22 protein-coding genes are annotated in these 20029 nt (G+C 31.3%); all 22 read right to left on the bottom strand.

The window, feature by feature from the left end; all coding sequences use genetic code 11:
* Positions 1-22: 22 nt before the first annotated feature.
* A complete protein-coding gene (locus tag KEC93_RS21515) occupies positions 23-793 on the bottom strand; it encodes a flagellar basal-body rod protein FlgG (RefSeq protein WP_023973267.1) in 771 nt (256 codons plus the stop codon).
* Between the two features lies 1 nt (position 794).
* Positions 795-950 carry a hypothetical protein gene (locus KEC93_RS21520; RefSeq protein WP_167514399.1) on the bottom strand — a complete coding sequence of 52 codons (156 nt, stop codon included), beginning with the start codon at positions 948-950 and terminating at the stop codon, positions 795-797.
* 38 nt (positions 951-988) lie between these two features.
* Positions 989-1609 carry a hypothetical protein gene (locus KEC93_RS21525; protein ID WP_077868933.1) on the bottom strand — a complete coding sequence of 207 codons (621 nt, stop codon included), beginning with the start codon at positions 1607-1609 and terminating at the stop codon, positions 989-991.
* A gap of 372 nt (positions 1610-1981) precedes the next feature.
* Positions 1982-2710: a FliA/WhiG family RNA polymerase sigma factor gene (locus KEC93_RS21530; protein WP_017211347.1), complete on the bottom strand. Its 729-nt coding sequence runs from the start codon at positions 2708-2710 to the stop codon at positions 1982-1984.
* A 120-nt stretch (positions 2711-2830) separates the two neighbouring features.
* A complete protein-coding gene (locus KEC93_RS21535) occupies positions 2831-3472 on the bottom strand; it encodes a flagellar brake protein (protein ID WP_065418894.1) in 642 nt (213 codons plus the stop codon).
* 12 nt (positions 3473-3484) lie between these two features.
* A complete protein-coding gene (locus tag KEC93_RS21540; RefSeq protein WP_017211345.1) occupies positions 3485-4345 on the bottom strand; it encodes a MinD/ParA family protein in 861 nt (286 codons plus the stop codon).
* Complete coding sequence (flhF, locus tag KEC93_RS21545; RefSeq protein WP_077868934.1) at positions 4339-5685, bottom strand: flagellar biosynthesis GTPase FlhF; 1347 nt, start codon at positions 5683-5685, stop codon at positions 4339-4341. The genes KEC93_RS21540 and flhF overlap by 7 nt, the downstream gene beginning before the upstream one ends.
* Positions 5686-7752, bottom strand: a complete 2067-nt coding sequence (flhA, locus tag KEC93_RS21550) for a flagellar biosynthesis protein FlhA (protein ID WP_077868935.1) — start codon at positions 7750-7752, stop codon at positions 5686-5688.
* Positions 7753-7927: 175 nt separating this feature from the next.
* Entirely contained in the window at positions 7928-9769 is a 1842-nt protein-coding gene (locus KEC93_RS21555) for a fused FliR family export protein/FlhB family type III secretion system protein (protein WP_023973273.1), read from the bottom strand.
* Positions 9770-9782: 13 nt separating this feature from the next.
* The gene (locus KEC93_RS21560; protein WP_012060412.1) at positions 9783-10052 is read right to left on the bottom strand and encodes a flagellar biosynthetic protein FliQ; all 270 of its coding nucleotides are present in this window, start codon (positions 10050-10052) and stop codon (positions 9783-9785) included.
* Between the two features lie 11 nt (positions 10053-10063).
* Complete coding sequence (gene fliP, locus KEC93_RS21565) at positions 10064-10843, bottom strand: flagellar type III secretion system pore protein FliP (protein ID WP_017211341.1); 780 nt, start codon at positions 10841-10843, stop codon at positions 10064-10066.
* The gene (locus KEC93_RS21570; protein WP_023973274.1) at positions 10833-11231 is read right to left on the bottom strand and encodes a FliO/MopB family protein; all 399 of its coding nucleotides are present in this window, start codon (positions 11229-11231) and stop codon (positions 10833-10835) included. The genes fliP and KEC93_RS21570 overlap by 11 nt, the downstream gene beginning before the upstream one ends.
* 9 nt (positions 11232-11240) lie before the next feature.
* Positions 11241-11732 carry a flagellar basal body-associated FliL family protein gene (locus KEC93_RS21575; protein WP_017211339.1) on the bottom strand — a complete coding sequence of 164 codons (492 nt, stop codon included), beginning with the start codon at positions 11730-11732 and terminating at the stop codon, positions 11241-11243.
* Positions 11733-11812: 80 nt separating this feature from the next.
* Positions 11813-12004 (bottom strand): flagellar FlbD family protein, encoded by a 192-nt coding sequence (locus tag KEC93_RS21580; RefSeq protein WP_017211338.1) that lies wholly within the window; start codon positions 12002-12004, stop codon positions 11813-11815.
* A gap of 245 nt (positions 12005-12249) precedes the next feature.
* On the bottom strand, positions 12250-13341 hold the full coding sequence (locus tag KEC93_RS21585; protein ID WP_023973276.1) for a flagellar hook-basal body complex protein: 1092 nt from the start codon (positions 13339-13341) through the stop codon (positions 12250-12252).
* A 159-nt stretch (positions 13342-13500) separates the two neighbouring features.
* Positions 13501-13899, bottom strand: a complete 399-nt coding sequence (locus KEC93_RS21590) for a flagellar biosynthesis protein (protein ID WP_023973277.1) — start codon at positions 13897-13899, stop codon at positions 13501-13503.
* Positions 13900-14877 carry a flagellar hook capping FlgD N-terminal domain-containing protein gene (locus KEC93_RS21595; RefSeq protein ID WP_039770239.1) on the bottom strand — a complete coding sequence of 326 codons (978 nt, stop codon included), beginning with the start codon at positions 14875-14877 and terminating at the stop codon, positions 13900-13902.
* Positions 14878-14888: 11 nt separating this feature from the next.
* Positions 14889-16235: a flagellar hook-length control protein FliK gene (locus KEC93_RS21600; protein ID WP_077868936.1), complete on the bottom strand. Its 1347-nt coding sequence runs from the start codon at positions 16233-16235 to the stop codon at positions 14889-14891.
* Between the two features lie 95 nt (positions 16236-16330).
* Positions 16331-16768 (bottom strand): flagellar export protein FliJ, encoded by a 438-nt coding sequence (gene fliJ / locus KEC93_RS21605; protein ID WP_039770235.1) that lies wholly within the window; start codon positions 16766-16768, stop codon positions 16331-16333.
* A 13-nt stretch (positions 16769-16781) separates the two neighbouring features.
* Complete coding sequence (fliI, locus tag KEC93_RS21610) at positions 16782-18098, bottom strand: flagellar protein export ATPase FliI (protein WP_077868937.1); 1317 nt, start codon at positions 18096-18098, stop codon at positions 16782-16784.
* Positions 18099-18242: 144 nt separating this feature from the next.
* The gene (locus tag KEC93_RS21615) at positions 18243-19028 is read right to left on the bottom strand and encodes a FliH/SctL family protein (RefSeq protein WP_023973282.1); all 786 of its coding nucleotides are present in this window, start codon (positions 19026-19028) and stop codon (positions 18243-18245) included.
* Entirely contained in the window at positions 19012-20028 is a 1017-nt protein-coding gene (fliG, locus tag KEC93_RS21620; protein WP_017211330.1) for a flagellar motor switch protein FliG, read from the bottom strand. Before fliG ends, KEC93_RS21615 begins: the two co-directional genes overlap by 17 nt.
* Position 20029 lies beyond the last annotated feature (1 nt).

Consider the following 20029-nt stretch of genomic DNA (forward strand, 5'->3'; position numbering starts at 1 on the left):
TTCTCTAATTTGCCTTATACTATTATACTCGACCTAATTCACTTGCCGCCTTTTGTACTGTTTCATCCTGCATTTTTACAAATTTTTGGTTTGTTTCAAATTGTCTTTTTATTTCCATAAGTTTTACTAGTTCTGTTGATGGATCAACATTTGAGCTTTCAAGAAAGTTCTGTCTTACATTTACTTTTGCATTATAAATAGGATTGTCCATAGTACTATAGTTATCACCAATTGGTTCCAAAGTATTATAGTTTTGAAAATCTGCTGTTAATAACTTATCTGCAGCTCCAACTCCATCTATATTAATATTGTTGTCACCGTCTATTGAAAACTTTGAATCGCCAACATATATTGGTTCTCTTGCACCTGTAGAGTTATTTATTCCCAATACTTGTGATCCATCATTTGTTATTAGATAGCCTTCATTATTGATTTTGAAATTTCCGTCTCTTGTATAAACTTCTTTATTTCCATTTTGAGCTACAAAAAATCCTCTACCATCTATAGCAAAATCCGTCATACTATCTGTTGATTTAAATGCTCCTTGTGTAAAAACTGTTTCAACATCATTAACTTTTACGCCCATATTTAAATTTCCAATGTCATTTTTAACGTATTTATCTCCTACAAGCTTTTGTCTGTTAGATATCATCACGTCTTCAAAGCTACTTTTTGTAAGCTCACGTTTTTTATATCCTGTATTATTAACATTAGCTATATTATTAGTTACTACTTCCTGATCATTTTGAAGCGCTATTAATCCTGAAACAGAAGTATAGAATCCTCTTATCACTTTAATTGTCCCCTTTCAAAATAGATTTACGTTCGCTTTCATAAATCATACCTAAAGCTCTAGCCTTTTCCTCTATCTGGCTATCCGAAAGACTAGCAGTATATTTATATCCAAACATAAATATAACTCCTAAAACCAATCCTATTCCTATACCCAATAAGATCTTCCTATCCATGAGAAATATAAATTTATTTTTTATTTTTTGAATAAGCCTTTTACTAATAATACTTCCCCCTTACTCACAGATAATTCGCGACATATTTCATCTTCTGTTAACCCTGCATTTAAAAGTCTTTTTATGCTCTGAGTCTTGTTACTATCCGCACTTTCTGAAAAATTAATTTCAGATATCACTCCAATTTCTTCGTCTATATCAGTATCTGTTAAAGATTCAGTATATTCATCATCCAGATCCATTATACTATCATCCACAATGTACAGTCTTTTAGATTTTTTATGATCTTCTCTATCTTCGCCATAATTTATACTGTCATCTATATCATATTTATCTAGAAAATCTTCAATTTCTAGATCTTCTTTATTTTCGTATCCTTCTTCGCCATTCTTAAGCTCTTTTAAATCACTTTTTATTTTAATAATTTCTTCCTGTAATTCAGTTAGACTTTCTGCAATATCTCTTCTTAAAAGTCCTATTTCCATTTTATAATCATTTAATTCCTCTTTACTATCTTGTAACACACTTTGAAATGATATATTTAATGCATCATTTTCTTTATTTATATTATTTTCTCTCTTGATAACACGATAATTATAAACTATTAAACTGAATCCTATTATCAGTAATATTAATGGCATAAAACACCTCTGTTCAATGCACAATGCTTAATGCTCAATTCACATTTCACAATGCACAATTATTTGTTAAATTCACACTGCTCAGTTCACAATGCATAGTTATTTATTGAATGCATAATACACATTTATTCATTTGCAGTTTTCAGTCCACAATTTATTATGCCACACTTCATGTTATATTTTCACACTTCGAAAATATATTTAATTTTTTAAGCCATAGCAAAATGTAATTCCAACTTTTTATATTCCAGTGCTTAAATTTTTAACGATTATCTACAACTCACAATCTCTTTTAACCTAATCAACACATATATCTCTGTCTAATCTTAATTATGTAATTTGAATTGTGAATTGTACACTGTGAATTATATATTAATCAATATAATGCAATTTTCTCATGCACTCTCTCAAGCTACTAATAGCTCTACTATGTAATTGGCAAACTCTAGATTCGGAAACGCTTAATACTGTTCCTATCTCTTTTAAAGTTAATCCCTCATAATAATAAAGATTTAATACTATTCTATCTTTTTCCTTAAGGAGATCAATTGCCTTTGTTAAAATCTCTAATTGCTCCTTATCTTGTAAGTAAGCATCAGGACTTGGACTATTTTTATCTTCTATAATTCCAATAAGGTTTACATCTTCATCATCCGAAAAAATTACATTTTCCAGTGATACCATTGAAATATAATTTATGTAATTTTCAATTTCTCCTACTTCACTTATAGATATCCCAAGATATTTTGCAATCTCATCATTAGTAGGTTCCCTTAATAGTTCTAGCTGCAATGTGTCTATAGCTTTATTGTATCTATTTAGTTTGTCCATTGCCCCTTTAGATATAGGTCTATTTTTCCTCAGCTCATCTATCATAGCACCTTTTATTCTTATAGACGCATATGATGAAAATTTCATTCCTTTCGTATTGTCAAACTTATTTAACGCATCCATAAGCCCAACCATACCATAACTAACTAAGTCCTCATATTCCATATATTTGTTCTTTCCAAACATAACCCTCGAGGCAATATACTTTACTAACGGGATATATTCTTGTATGATCTGCTCTTTTCCATCAACGTCTTTTAATGCGTGCATATCCTTATTACCTCCCCATAAACTCATTTCTCAATTTATATTCACAAACTCTTTCAATTTTTACTTTTAAGCTATTGGAGCAAAACTCGCCTTAAAAATCCAAAATTTAATTCACTAAATTTACATATTAGCTCTTTGCCTTCTCATTATTTCGAAAAGCTCTTGAATCATTTTTTCACTTTGAGCTGGAGTAATATCAATAAATCTTAATCCACACAATTTTTCTTTATCTGGAGTGTTTTCAATTCTTACAATATCACACTTAATTTCGACTTCAATTTTGCTTAATTTTAAGCTAACCAATATCAAATCTTCTTTAGTAATTTCTTCATTTATTTTAAATTTTAATCCACCAGCACTCAAATCAACCATTAATCCATCTTTATAAGGTATCTTAGGAATATCTTCCTCATCGATCCCAGTAATTTTTTTATATTGAACTGGATTCAATAACCCGACTCTGAAAAAATTCCTTCTTTGTATTTTTACAATATTAAATGGTGTTGAGATTTTATAATATATTATGCTTCCTTCTTTACCTCTTGAAATTACTTCGCATGAAAAATTAAAACATCCATTTTCACTTAAGTAAGTATTCATTTCGATCTTTTCTCCTGCGTGAAGCATTAAATAATCACCATCACAAACAGGAACATTCATTTTTAAAAAGTCATCCTCTACATCCATTATTAGAGCTTTATATGCTTTTTCTCCTATTATTACTTCCACTCTATCATTAACTTTTAAGTTAAAATTAAGCACCTTAAAATCCTCCTATGAAAATATATTAAATAATCTCTTAAACATTCCTTTTGCTCCATCTGATGAATCCACTTCTTGTCCCAAAAGTTTCGAAGCTATTTTTTCTATATCTTTAGATGCATCACAATTAGGATATAATATAACAAAAGGTTTTTGCTGCCTAACACTTTGCACTAATTTTTTATCTTCTAATATGCATCCCAAATATTCAACATCTATCTTTAAAAATTTAGTAACTGCCCTATTAAATTTATTATAAGTTTCTTCACCTTCTTCTTTAGTAAAGGCTTTATTTACAATTATTTTTGCCTTAGTCTTAAGATTATAGTGATCTGTTGCTTTAATTAAACTATATCCGTCTGTTAACGACGTAGGCTCAGGAGTAGTTACAATAATTAATTCTTCTGAAGCTGCTATAAAAGATAAGACATCTTTATTAACTCCAGCTCCTGTATCCATTAATATATAATCATACTCATCCAATGTCTCGAGTTTTTCTATAAATAATTTCTTTTGATCTTCTTCTAATTCTTGAGCTTTACTTAAAGCAGACCCTGCTGGAATTAAATCAACGCCATTGGTTCCTGTTATAATTATATCTTTTATTTCCAATCCAGTAAATATAATATCAAATATATTGTGCTTGGGATATAATCCCATTAATACATCATCATTTCCCATACCCAAATCAGCATCAAAAATCAAAACTTTCTTTCCTTTATTTTGAAGTAATATTGCTAGGTTCACAACAAAATTACTTTTTCCAACTCCGCCTTTTCCAGACGTTACTGTTATTATTTTTGTAGTTGTCTTATTTATTTCTTGTTCTTCATTGTTAATCAATTTTCGTAATGATTCAGCCTGATCTAGCATAGAATCTCCTCCCCTAGGATAAAATTAGCAATTTCTTCCTTTGTAGGTACCATTATATCATCTGGAACATTTTGCCCTATAGTTACAAAGCTAACTGGCTTGTTAGCAATTTTAGCAATATTATATAAAGAACCATACACAGTAGTCTCATCAAGTTTAGTAATAATAATATTATCATATTCAAGCCCTGAATAGCCTGTAAGTATGGATTTTATATCACTATTTTTAGTAGTTGCACTTATTACCATATTTACATGGTCAGGGTTTGCTTTTTGTACAAATGCTCTAAGCTCTGAAATTTGCATCGCATTTTTGCTGCTTCTTCCTGTAGTATCTATAAGAACAACGTCACAGTTACTCATTGCTTCAATAGCATCTTCCATTTCCTTCATTGTAATTACAACTTTAAAAGGTATATTCATTATTTCTGCATATGTTTTAAGTTGCTCAATAGCTCCAATTCTATATGTATCTACTGTAATTAATCCTACCTTCTTTTTTTCGATAAGTGCAAGTCTTCCAGCAAGCTTTGCTATTGTGGTTGTTTTCCCTACACCAGTTGGCCCTACTAATACAACGCGCCCATTCAAGCTCTTAGTGGATACTAAGATATCTCTCTCAAAAACTTCTCTTAAAACTTCTACTTCATTTAAAGCCTCTCCAGAATTTATATTCTCTACTGACTCTATAACTCCATCCTGCAATTCTTCATCAATATCCAAACTTTTTAATCTTTCTTTTATAAAGCTTACTGATACATCTTCGTTGGACGTATTTTTTATAACCTTGCTTAATAAACTCTTTAATTCATTAACTTCTTTATGTATTGATTCTATATTCGCCTCATTATTTATGGCCTTATCTATATAATCCATTCCCTTTTGTTCTTTACTGCTATTTTCCATTTTTGTAGAACTACTTTTAATTTCCTGTTTATTAATATTTTCTTCGTATATATTATTACTAGACGCTTCCTTTTCAAGATTAGCATTATGTTCTAATATCTTATCTCTTATGGTATCAGCCTTAGGAATTTCTCTCAAATCTTTTGAAACTGATACTTCATCCTGCATTAACTTTTTAATACTTTCTAATGAATTTTGAAACTCTTCATCCATTTTGTTGTACTTACTGCTGTACTTATTAGAACTACTATTGTCATCACTTTGTGAATTTTCAATAGCAGCTGTAACCTCTATCACTTTCTTAGAAAATAAGCCTTTTAGTCCTGGTTTTCTAACCTTTCTCTGACTTATTATAATAGCATCTTTTCCTAGTTCATATCTAATCCGAGTCAAACCTTCGTTCATATTTGCTACAAGATATTTTTTTATAATCATCTATATTCTTACGACTCCTTCACTATTAATTTGAACATCATTAGGTACTTCATTTAAAGAAATTACCATAATGTGAGGAAATACCATTTCGATTAACTTTCTAAATACAGGTCTTATATTTGGTGAAACAAGTATAAGAGGTTGATTGTTGTAAAAATAAACTGATTCTATAGTATTCTTTATTCCTGTAAGTATTTTGGTAGTTGTATCCGGATCTACTGTTGGGAATGACCCTTGCACTGATTTCTGAGTATTATTTGCTATTATCTCTTCTATACTTGTATCCAAAGTTACTACAGTAATTGTTCTATTTTCATCAACCACTTGATTACAAATCGTTCTAGCTAATGAGAATCTAACATATTCTGTTAGAACCTCTAAATCTCTAGTATTTTTAGCGTTATCTGCTAGAGATTCCATTATCGTAACAATATCCTTAATTGGAACTTTTTCTCTAAGTAAATTTTGTAGTACTTTTTGAAGTTCTCCGATACTTAGTAGGTCTGGAATAAGTTCTTCAACAACTGCGCTATATTTTTCTTTCGCATTATCAACAATAAGTTTAACCTCTTGTCTTCCAAGCAATTCATATGAATGGCTCTTTATAGTTTCAGTTAAGTGAGTTACCATTACCGTTGTTGGATCAACTACAGTTAATCCCTTAATTTCGGCCTCTTCCCTTTGATCTTTATTTATCCATACTGCTGGAAGTCCAAAAGTCGGCTCAATTGTTTTTATACCTGGCATCTCTGAATTTTCTCCTGTTGGATCCATGCAAAGAAGCATACTCGGCATTAATTCTGAAGAAACAACCATGGTTCCTCTAATTTTTACTATGTACTCATTTGTCTTTAATTGAAGATTATCTCTGATTCTTATAGGTTGAACAACGATACCCATTTCTATAGCACATTGTCTTCTAACAGATGCAATTCTTTGAAGTAAATCTCCGCCAGATGCCTCATCTGCAAGTGGTATAAGTCCATATCCAATTTCAACCTCCATTGGCTCTACTGAAATTAAATTCATAACATTTTCTGGCTCTTTACGCTCTGCTTGGATGATTTCTTCTTCTTCCGATACAAATTCTTGTATCTCTTTGGCAGCTGCATCTTTATAAAGTAGGTATGTTAACGTCCCCATTGCTAAAGATGCTGTAAAAAATGGAATTTTAGGCATGCTAGGTATAATGCCTAAAAACAACATTATAGCGCTGGCAATTCCTGTAGCTACTGGAAAAGCTGTCAATTGAGCAGACAATGTATTTCCTAAATTCTCTTCACTTCCTGAACGTGTTACCAAAATACCTGAAGCCGTAGATACTAGTAGCGCTGGAACTTGGCTCACAAGACCGTCTCCAACAGATAAAATGGTATATGTTTGAGCGGCAGTCGCAGCCGTCATATTTTTTTGAAGTACTCCAATGATAATTCCACCTATTATATTTATAATAGTAATTACAATACCAGCTATTGCATCACCTTTAACGAACTTAGATGCACCATCCATAGCCCCATAAAAATCAGCTTCTGATTGCAAGTCTTTTCTTTTCTTTTTTGCCATAGCTTCATCTATTATTCCAGAGTTTAAATCAGCATCAATACTCATTTGCTTACCTGGCATTGCATCAAGTGTAAATCTTGCAGATACTTCTGCAACTCTTCCTGCACCGTTAGTAATAACCATAAATTGAATTACTACTATAATCAAAAATATTATAATACCAACTACATAATTACCACGTATAACAAAGTTTCCAAATGCCGTTATAATAGTTCCTGCATCTGCTTCTGTAAGTATTAGTCTTGTTGATGATATGTTAAGTGCCAATCTAAATAATGTTGTAACCAGCAATAATGTAGGGAAGACTGAAAGCTGCAATACATTAGTTGTGAACATTGTAATTAAAATTATGATTATTGAAATTGTTATATTTAAAGCTAAAAGTAAATCTATTACCTGTTTAGGTAAAGGTATTATTATCATAAGAACTATCGCTATAACACCAAATGCAATTAATACATCTAGATTATCTTTTACCTTTAATTTTCTATTGCCAAACTCCAAAAATCAAACCTCCCTTTTTGATCAATTCACAATGCACAATTACGACTAAAATTCTTGCAATATTTTTAGAAATATTATGAAGAATTATTTTTCCAATATATATTAGAAATTCTGTAAGAATTTCAACTCAAATTGTGAATTGTACATTGTGCATTGTGCATTGCGTATTTAAATTTTATTTCTTCTTGAGCTTCATTACTACTACCAATATTTCCGCTACAGCTTGATATAAATCTTGTGGTATGTCTTCATCTATTTCCACCCTATCGTACATCAGCCTTGCAAGAGGCTTATTTTCGATAACCGGGACTTCATTTTCTTTCGCAATACTTTTTATTTTAAATGCCACATAATCAGCACCCTTCGCTACAATTTTAGGTGCCTCCATATCTTTTCCTTCTTCATATTTTATAGCAATTGCTAAGTGAGTAGGATTTGTTATTACAACCGTAGCATCTGCAACAGATTGCATCATTCTCTTCATTCCTAATTCTCTTTGTCTTTGCTTAATTTTCCCTTTTAGCTTAGGATCTCCTTCAGATTGTTTGTACTCATCTTTAATTTCCTGCTTAGTCATTCTCATCTCTTTATTATGCATTCTAACTTGTAAAAAGTAATCAATAGCTGCAATGATTACCAATACAATGCATATCTGCTTAAATATTCCCACAACTAAATTTTTAACTTCGTCGCTTAGGGAAGGTAGATATAAATTTGAAATTCCCAGTATACTTTGGTAATTTCCTGATATGTATTTATAACAAATAATTGATATTATAGTTATTATAATTAAATTTTTAGATAAGTCTACCATGCTTCTTTTTGATATCATATTCTTTAGGCCATTTAAAGGATTTAACTTTCCAAATGATGGTTTTAAAGGTTCAGCAGTTATTATAAAACCTGTTTGCAGCAAACTTGCAATAATTCCTCCAACCATTATAGGTAATGCAAAGGGTAATAAATAACTTCCTATCTTTATAACAGTAGTAATTGCTAAATTAGAAATAGTTGCATTATCAAAATCTTTTATCATGGGAAAATTCAAAAAATAGATTAAAACATCTTTAAATCCACTTGTTAACATCCCCCATAAAGATGATATTAATAACGTACAAATAACCATTGTAATTGCTACAGATACATCCTTACTTCTTGCTATTTGTCCTTTATTTCTAGATTCTGACTTTTTCTTAGGTGTTGCTTCTTCAGTCTTATCATCACCAGCAAAAATTAGAACTAAAGGTACCGCAGGTATCAAATTAACTATTTCCCGGAAAATACTTGGTAGATTGTATATAGCTGTTCCAATTAACTTCAACATTAATGGAAGCAATATAATATATGTAATAAGTCCTAATAAATTTTTTATAGGCATTCCAAAAATCATGATTGGAATTGTTGGTACTGTTCTAGAAATCAATCCCAAACACACGTCAGTTATAACAATTATCAAAACTATTGGTATTGCTATTTTCACACCTAAAGCAAAATAGTCAAAAATAGTCTTCATAACCCCCATTAAGGTTTCTTGATAGACTATAGTTTTACCAATAGGTACTATCTTTGTGCTTTCCACCAGCATATTTATAACAACATGATGTCCATCAACTATAAAAAAGAATGCTAAAGAAACAAAATATGATAAATTTCCAAGTAAAGTCGATGTAGTCTGAGTTGTTGGATCTAGCACTGATACCATTGAGAAACCTGCATGGATATCCATCCATTCTCCCGCAAGCTTTACCACTTGGAAAATTAAATTAGTTATATATCCTAATATTAAGCCAGACATTATCTCACTTATGGCATAAAACACCAGCATGTAGCCACTATTTAAAGCACTCAATGTAGAATGATCTATCCCTGCTACAATTCCAAATGATAATATAAGTGAAAATACTCCTTGCATAATTTGTGGTGTTCCAGTTGGAAAAAATATTTGAACAGATATAAAATATGAGGTTATCCTCAAAAAAATTAGAAACAATGCAAGAAAGTAGGATATATCCACCATACTGTCCTCCCCCCTATGTAATAACTTTTGAAATCAAATCAAAAATCCTATTTGTGAAAGACATAATTGTTTCAAGCATCCAACTCCCCAAAAATATTCCAACAATTGCTGCTGCTATTAATTTAGGAACAAAAGTTAATGTCTGCTCTTGTATTTGAGTTGTAGCTTGTATAATACTTATTGCTAACCCCAATACTAGAACTACTATTAATATAGGAGCTGATACTTTCGCCGCTGTTATTATTGTATCCTTAACTACAGCATTAAGCATTGTCTGCGTCATCTTATTTCACCTCACATAAAACTCTGTATCAAAGATTTCACCAGTAAATACCATCCATCTACCATTACAAATAATATCAATTTAAAAGGCAATGATACCATTGTAGGAGGTAGCATGAACATACCCATAGACATCAGAACACTAGATACTACCATGTCTATAACTAAAAATGGTAAATATATTAAAAATCCTATTTGAAAGGCTGTCTTTAATTCACTTATCGCAAAGGCTGGGATTAACGTTGTAAATGAAACATTCTCTTTTGTTAAATTCTCTTTATCTACTCCACCTATTTCAACAAATAACTCTAAATCCTTTTCCCTCGTTTGTTTGAGCATAAATGATTTTAGAGGTTTAGATGCCTCTTCAAAAGCTTGATCCTGAGTTATTTTATTTTCTAAATATGGCTGTATTGCTTTAGTATTTACCTCATTATAAACAGGATTCATAATAAACAAAGTTAAAAATATAGCAAGTCCTGTCAATATTTGATTTGGAACAGCTTGTTGTACTCCCATTGCACTCTTAAGAAATGAAAACACCACCACTATTCTGGTAAAAGATGTCATCATTATCACTATTGATGGCAATAATGCTAGAATCGTAAAAAATATTAATATTTTAATACTCGATACATAATCCTGCGGTGTGCTATTTCCGTCTCCAAAAGATACATTTAGTTGCGGCACGCTTGTACTACTTGGAGCTGCATATGCACTTATAGTGCAAAACATCATAATTCCAAGAGCCATCATGAAGGTAAATGCAATTCTCTTCTTATTATTTTTCATGCTTCTCTTCCTTTGATTTTATATTCTTTGTAATCTTAGAAAAGTTCTTTTTCGATTTTAATACTAAATTAGTATAATATTCTGCCATTTCCTGCGATGCTTTCTTCTTATCTTCTTCAATATTATCAATTTCTTCTCTTGATAACTCTGATAATTTTTCCATATGCCCTGCAGTACTAGTCATTATATATCCTTTTTCTCCGATTTTAACTATTAATATAGAATTATCTTTTGTTACTTGTACTCTTTCAATAACCTTAATATATTTATTATTATTAATAACATTAAATTTTGAATTTGCTAACTTAAAACTTAAAAATATTAATCCTAAAGTAACTCCCAAGGCCAAAATAAGCTGTACAATCATTCCTAAAAATCCAAAATTCATATCTCTTACCTACTGAATTATCATACTTTTAAATCTAACATCAGTAATCTTGCCTTTTGTTAAATCCTTATTAATAGAATCAATTAATTGTCTTTTTATAGCATCCCTATTCGCTACATTATTTAAATAATCAGCCTTTTGGCTCTTAAAGAAAAATATAATATCATCTCTTACAACCACTTGATTAGCTGTCAATTCTTCCTTTAGTTTAGTCTTAGTCTTATCATAGCCTAAAGCAAGTTCTCCCTTAAAAAATCTTTTACCACCTTCATCACCTAAATTTACTGTGAATTCAGCTAAATCCATATACTCATTTTCAACAACAACTTCTTGAGCATCTACTGTATTTTTAGTTTTCATAAATAAATACACTCCACCGAAAGCTGCTGATCCTAATACTAATAATCCTAAAATAAATAAAACTATCATAAGACCTTTTCCACTTTTACCTGACTTTTCACCTTTTTCTTTTTCCTTGTCCTTACCTTTTCCTAAAGCCACTATTACCACTCCTCACCACTTGCAACAATTAAAGTATTAACCTTTTTATTATTAGCTTTATTTTAATAAAGTCCCTATAATTATATTTTATAAGTAAAAATTTTGTTTTTGTATTTTATAACCGCCTGCCTAACTTCTTCTACGCTTTCAAGTACTATATATTTTCTTCCATTGGTTAATGTAATTATTGTTTCAGGCACTTCTTCTATCTTTTCTATATGATCTGCATTTAATATGAAGTGCTCATGGTTCATTCCAGTTACATCTATCATAAAATTCTCCCCCTTTAATAATAAACTGTACAGTTCACAATACACACTTAATTATTATTATATTCACTATATTATTTAAAGTATATAGGTTTTTTATAATACAATAACTTACCAATTGTGCATTGTGAATTGTGCACTATAGAAAAATATTACTTATAAATAAAATCCCCTAATAGCATTTAGTTGCAAGCTGGGCTTTCACCCAACCTGCTTTAATGTAATATTAACTATCTTTATTATCTAGGTTATCTCATAAGCCCAGTAATTGTTTGTAGAATTTCATCTCCTGTAGTTACCATCTTTGATGCAGCTTGGAAACTTCTAGTTGCTGTGATCATATCTGTAAATTGTTCTGTTAAATCTACATTTGAACCTTCAAGAGCTCCTTGAATTAATGATCCGAAACCGCCTTGATTCCCTGTTGCAGTAGTTGTTGAAGATGATGTACTAGTATCTATCTTTCCAGTTTTATAAACTATAGGCCCTGAGTTAGAAGAATTTATGCACATATTACCACCAAGATCAGTCAATCCTTCTGGATTTTTAAAACTTGCCATAGCAATTTGACCAATTGCAGCTCTCTTACCATCTCCTAATACAGCAGTAATAATACCATCTTTTCCGATTTCAAATTTCTTAACAGGCTGTGTTACAGCACCTGATGCACCTGGAGTTCCTGAAATAGTGACACTATCTGGTATTACTAAAGGTCTCATTGTATTATCAGATACTTTTAAATCTTTAGAATCTGCATTTACATAGTTAGCACCTATAACATTATTTGTTGAATCATAAGCTAAACTTTTAGCACTAGCAGTTCCACCATCATTTGTAGCGCTAGTTAAATAATATCCCATAATTCTATGCCCATCAGATGTTAATAAATTTCCTTGATAATCCAATGTAAGATTTCCATCCCTTGTAAACAAAGTTTCTGAAATTTGTCCAGTGGCATCAGAGGCTGCCGCATTTGGTGCACCTGTAGCTTGATCAGCACCAATTCCAGAATTCAAATCGCCTTTAGATACTACTAGGTATCCATCACCATCAATACATACATCAAGGCTTCTACCTGTTGATAATGCATTACCTTGTCCCATAACTTTGTTAATACTTGAAAGTTGTGCTCCTAACCCTATCTGCTTAGCATTTGTACCTCCAAGTACTGAAGTAGGTGCTGTTGCCTCAGAAGAATTTTGATAAAGCATATCCTTAAATCTTGCACTTGAAGATTTAAAAGCTGTTGTTCCTACGTTTGCTATATTATTACCTATAACATCCAATTTAGTTTGGTTAACCTTCATTCCGCTTATCCCAGAATACATACATCTTAACATAAACATACCTCCCAATCTTTTTTCAATTTATATAACTTGCTTCTGTCGATCCACAAGTTCAGGCTTCCGTAACCAATTCACAATTATCAATTCCTAATCCACAATGATTGTACATTGTGAATTGTGCATTGTGAATTATGCATTGTCTAAAGGTCCAGCCTATAAAATTACTACGCTATCTACGTTCGTAAATATATTATCTTTCGCTCTATCCTTTTCTACAGCTGTTATTAGAGTCTTGTTTTCAACACTAGCAATTAATGCAATATCTTTATATAACATAACTGTATTTTTAGAATTTTTATCCTGAGCTATTTTAAAACCCTTTTGTATTTGTTCCATATCTTCTTTAGTAAAATTAATCTCATTTAATCTTGAAGCAGCATGCTTTGATACAGTAAAACTCTGATCTCTATTTTTAACACCATCTAGTACATCCTGAAATTTTGCTTCCTTCTGCTTGCTATTAGGACTATCACCTATAGCCTTTTGAGAATTTGCAAATTGCCCAATATTCCCTACAGAATAAGCTTGTCCATTAATAATTCTATAACTCATTTATACACCTGCTATTTTAGCTAGAATTGCATTTTCTGCATCTGTCGAATCATTAGTTGCACTTGAAATTGTATTTATTGTTCCATTTGAAGATGCATTCGTAGTATCACCTGCTGTTCCTGTATTAGTATTAGTGTCTGTAGAACCAGAATCAGAAGTTGTTCCGCTGCCACTAGAATTACTGTTACTTGAACCATTTGTACCTGTTTCACTTGTACTTTCATTAGCAGTATTGTTATTTAAATTCACTTTCATATCATCATCTGCCAGATCTCCAGCTCTTACTATATCTCCATAATCGTAAGTCTTATTTTCTCCTGTTGGCTTACCGTTATCATCCAAAACATCAACTTTTATCTTTACAGTAGCACCACTGACAGTATCAATATAAGCACCAGTAATCTTTCCTTTTATTAAAACAGTCTTCTTTTTATCATCTAAAGTCGCAATCACAACTTTTTCTTGTTTATCTGCTAAAGCTGAGGCGGCTAAGAAATCAGAATTAAGAGCAGTTCTACTATTTGCATTAGTATTAGAATCAGTTGTTTGTACAGTTCCAATTATATTTTCAACTGCAATTTTTGCTTCTTTCCCATTAATTAACATTCCTAAATATGTTCCACCAGATTCTTTCAATACCTGAGTTACATACCCCTGTATATAAGAGCCATTGTCGTCTTTTTCATTGGTTATTACTGTTCTACCAATCATTTGCTGGTATGCTGAGTCTGACATAGTAGTATTTAAATTCTGCATTTGTTCCATTGATGCGAATTGAGCCATCTGACTTACATATGCACTTGAATCTTGATTTTGGGTTGGATCTAAATTACTTAATTGAGCAGATAATATCTTTAAAAATGAATTTTTATCCATAGTATTATCATTTTTCTTTAAGATCTTAGTTCCATTCGCAGTTGTACCTGAACTTGCAACATTTACTGTCGAATCATTTAATGGACTTAATGTAGTACTCATACTTATACCTCCTATGCAAAAAATTCTATATTATTATCATTAGCTTCAATATTCTCCACTAAATCTTCTTCACTAGATGCTAAATTATTTGCTGCATTACTATTTCTAGTATTGTTTCTTCTTTGCTCTTCTGAAAGCTGTCCGCCAAAACTTTGTTCACTAAAAAATGTAGTATCATCTTGATAAAGTTCAATATTTACATCTGCTATTTTTAAATTTTGCTCTCCAAGCTGCTTTTTAATATCAGATAAATTTTGAGAAATTAAAGCAGTTGTATCTTTTGAATTAGCTTTTAAATTCGCTTTTATTACTCCATCCTCTTGAACCAGCTTTATAGTTATCTCACCTAAATTTCCAGGATTGACTTTTACTGTTAATTCCTTAAGTGAATTAGTGTTCATAAACTTAACGTCTTTTATTAAATCATCAACAAAAGTAGCCTTATTGATTGTAAGTCCTCTAGTATTATTTACGCCTTGATTCTGTATTGTTGAAGTTCTAGATGCAAACAAATTGATTTTATTTAATGAGTCATCTTTATTATCATCAACTAAAGAATTTAAGAACTTCTCCTCTTTTGAAGCTGTCGGAGTATTATTTTTTGATGCTGAAGAATTATCACTTTCACTATTATCTTGAGAATAACTTTTACTTAACATATCTTCAAGTGTTAAAACTTTATTACCTGCATTCTGATTATTTTCTAGCAAATCAGATATTTCAGACATTATTCCTTTTAAACTACTTTTAGTAGATTCTGTAGCATTTTCTTTAATAGTACCATTTAAATTTCCTAAAAGCTTTTCCATTAAGTTTAGTGAATTAGAATCTAACTTACTTTTTACAGAATCATTTTTTAGTAATTCCATTATTTTTTCCATAATACCATTTAAACTACTATTAGATAGTGTACTGTTAGCTCCATCAATTCCAACTTTAGAATTAATTGCTCCATTGGCATTTATGCTATCTTGTTTTATTCCCAATTTAGCAAGTAAGCTTAACAATTCTGATAATATGTCCTTCAGTTTATCCTTAGATGCTGTCTTACTTTCCTTTTCTAGTTCCTCAAGCTTTTCATTTAATTCTTTTGTATCCTTATCAGTATCTTTAACTTCAGTTGAATTTTGTTTTTGATTTGCAGAAGATACATATCCATTATCCTCATGATCCTTATAATCACTTTTTGATTTTAATACATTTTTAAAATCATCTTTCCTAGAAGTGTATGAATTATTCAGCGTCTTAGTAACTTCTGAAGTAGATTTGCTTGCAAAATTTGTATTAGAAGTAAATGACTTCACCATACTATCTAAGCTGTTTGACGAACTATTTGAATCTTTTGTAGCTGTAACCATTATTTTCACCTCCCTTCAAGCAGTTTAATTCTATTTAGATGAAATTCAATTAAGATTAACTGCATCTCAACCTCCAAATCATAGATTAATATTTTTTAATTTTTTTGATTTCTTACATATGCATAAAGAGCTAACTCATCAATATTGATTTGTTCTATTCTATCCTGCTCTTTTACATATTCAGAATACTTCTTTTCTTTTAAGGTCTGAACCGTCTTTCTTTCCATCTGTTTAGCCGTTAAATCTTTTCTTCTATTTTCAATCTCTTGATTTTTGACCGCTAAATCCTTCTCCGTAGATTTTATTCCACTTTGAACACCTTGAATGTAATATCTTTTTAATTTCTGATATACAACATCCTCATTAGGAGATATACCGTTATATTTTTGATAATTTGCCTTAAGTTCTTCTAACTTTTCTTCAATCTTCTTTTTCTCTCTCTGACTTTCAGTAAATAATCTTTTACTTTCTTCTTCTTTTTCCATTCTCATTTCAAGGAGCTTTTCTAAGCCAAACTTAAATCTCTCAGCCAAAATAAAACCTCCTTTATTTAAACATTGATATTAAAGAATTTTGTGTACCTTCAAAAGAAGTTTTTTCATCAATTCCCTGACATAGAAAATCATTTAATGATTCATTATAGTTAATTGCCATATCAATCTTTTTATTGCTTCCTTTAACATAAGCCCCTATATTTATTAAATCCTCAGAGTCCTTATAAGTTGCTAAAAGATCTCTTGCCATAGATGCAGCTTCTTTATGTTCTTTAGGTGCTATTGTGTTCATAAGTCTGCTGACACTATTTAAAATATCAATGGCTGGGTAATGATTTTTATGAGCTAAAGATCTTGATAAAACTATATGACCATCTAATATTCCTCTAACAGCATCTGCTATAGGCTCATTAAAATCATCTCCATCAACAAGCACTGTATAAAAGGCAGTTATTGAACCATCGATAGATGTTCCAGATCTCTCCATAAGTTTAGGTAATTTAGCAAATACTGAAGGCGTATATCCTTTAGTAGCTGGTGGCTCCCCTATAGCAAGTCCAACTTCTCTTTGTGCCATTGCAAATCTTGTAACTGAATCCATCATAAGAATTACTTTTTTACCTTTATCTCTGAAATATTCAGCAATAGCTGTAGCTGTTAATGCTCCTTTGAGTCTTATTAATGCCGGTTTATCTGATGTAGCACACACTACAACAGATTTTTTCATACCTTCTGGTCCTAGATCTTTTTCTATAAATTCTAGAACCTCTCTACCTCTTTCACCTATTAGTGAAATAACATTAACATCAGCTTTTGCCTCTCTCGCTATCATTCCTAGTGTAGTACTTTTTCCAACTCCACTACCTGCAAAGATGCCAATTCTCTGCCCATCTCCACAAGTTAAGAAACCATCTATTGCTCTAACTCCAGTAGGCATTATTTCTTTTATTCTTTTTCTCTTTAATGGATCTGGTGCATCATTTTCTAATGGATACTCTTCTCCATCCATAGATATACTGTCGCAGTCTAAAGGATTTCCAAGTCCATCTATTATATGTCCAAGTAGCTTATCTGAACATTTTACACTCAGCGGCTTACGTTGCGGTACAACTCTGCATCCAGGTGAAATTCCTATAAGCTCATCAAGAGGCATTAATATTACAAATTCATCTCTAAAGCCAACAACTTCACAATTTACAGGAACATTTTTCTCATTATATATTATGCAAAGTTCACCTACAAAAGCCTTAATACCTTGTACTTCAATAGTAAGTCCTATTACTTTCTTAACAACGCCTTCACTATATATTGTCGAAGTATCACTTGCTTTTTTAATAAGTTTATCGAAATCCAAGTCTAAATCCAGCACTTATAACTACTCCTTTACAGTTTCCAATGCACAGTGCACAATTCACAATTATTGATAACCCACTGAAATTGTTTTTAAAAATTTTTCAAACTCTATAGAAACTTGCTCTCAATTGTGAATCGTGAATTATGAATTGTGAATTATTTATCCAAATATTGCTTTTCGTATTTGTTCCATTCCAATATCCACGCCCACTTTTACTATGCCACTGTTTTTTTCCAAAACTGCATTTCCCGGTTCCATAAAATCATCTGCAAGCACAAAAATTTCATTTTTTATATTGTATGATACCTTCCATCTTTCCACCTGCGATTTTAATTCTTCAATATGGGCTGAATTCACCTTTAAAATAACATTTTCTTCTCCTTTTGAGATCTTAAAAGCTTCTTCAATAATATTATTCATCGCTTCATTGGTACTCAGTGTTTTCTTTGTAATATTTTCCGCAATTTCTAACGCTAATTGTACTATCTCGCTTTTCTTACTTTCTAGATATCTTTCATAGTTCTCATGCGCAGATTTCAGCATCAATTCTGCTTTATTAACAATCTCTGCCGCCTCTGCTCTTGCACTTTCAATTGTTTCATCATAAGCTTTCCTATATCCATCATCATATCCATTTTCTAATCCTTGAGCATATCCTTTTTCATATGCTTTTTTCTCTGAAGCATTGGCATCCATTTGTGCTCTCAAAACAATAATCTGCTTTTCGTTTTTAGCATCCTGTATTATCCTTTGTCCAATATCTTCATACCTTTTTAAAAGTTCTTCAGGATCAATCTGTGGAGCTTTTACTACAATTTCTTCTTCCTCTTTTTCCTCTTCTATTTCTTCAGATGCTGCCTTTTTACTAACATACTCTGTTGAAATAACTTTACTTGTTCCTGACTTTGCAAAGTCCTTTTTTATTAATCTATACGATGATTGCATCTTCTCCACCTCTTGCAATGATGATTTCATTAGCATCATCTAACCTTCTAATAACAGAAACAATCTTTTGTTGTGCCTTTTCAACATCCATAAGCCTTACTGGTCCTAAGAATTCCATATCTTCCTTTAATGAAGCAGCGGCTCTCTTAGATTGATTCCTGTATATAGAATTTGCAACTTCATCAGAACATCCCTTAAGTGCAAGTGCAAGATCTCCAACTTCCACTTCTCGAAGAATTCTTTGGATAGATACATCATCAAGAGATATAATATCTTCAAATACAAACATTGAACTCTTAACTTTATCTGCAAGTTCTGCATCTTCTCTTTCTAGGCCTTCTGTAATATTCTTTTCTGTTGTTCTATCAACTGCATTTAATATGCTAACTAAAGTTTCTACGCCACCTAAAGTCGTCATTTCAGTTCTTACTACAGAAGACAACTTGCTCTCAAGTACAGCTTCAATTTCTTTAATTACCATTGGTGACGTATTGCTCATAGTTGCTATTCTATAAGCAACCTCGCTTTGAGTTTCTTCTGGTAATTCAGCCATAACTTGTGCAGCTTTATCTGGCTGCAAGTAACATAAAATTAAAGCTATAGTTTGAGGCTGCTCTGATATAATTACATTTAACAATTGATGAGAATCTGCCTTTCTTGCAATTGAAAAAGGTCTATATTGAGCTGTAGCTTCTGATACCTTATCTAATATTTCACTAGCTCTTTGAGTTCCTAACGCTTTTGATAATAATGTTTTAGCATAATCCATACCGCCCTCAATTATATAATCTCGGGCTTTATTCATCTGATAAAACTCATTTAATATTTCTTCTCTTTGTTCTGGTGTAACAGACGTAATATTAGCAATTTCATAAGTTATTTTTTGTATATCTGCCTCTGGTAGTTTTTTCAATATCCCCGATGAGGCTTCAGGTCCAAGAGTTATAAATAATATTGCTGCCTTATGCACCCCTGTCAATTGATTTGGTTCTTTTGACATA

The sequence above is a fragment of the Clostridium beijerinckii genome (genome assembly GCF_018223745.1).
Classification (GTDB): domain Bacteria; phylum Bacillota; class Clostridia; order Clostridiales; family Clostridiaceae; genus Clostridium; species Clostridium beijerinckii.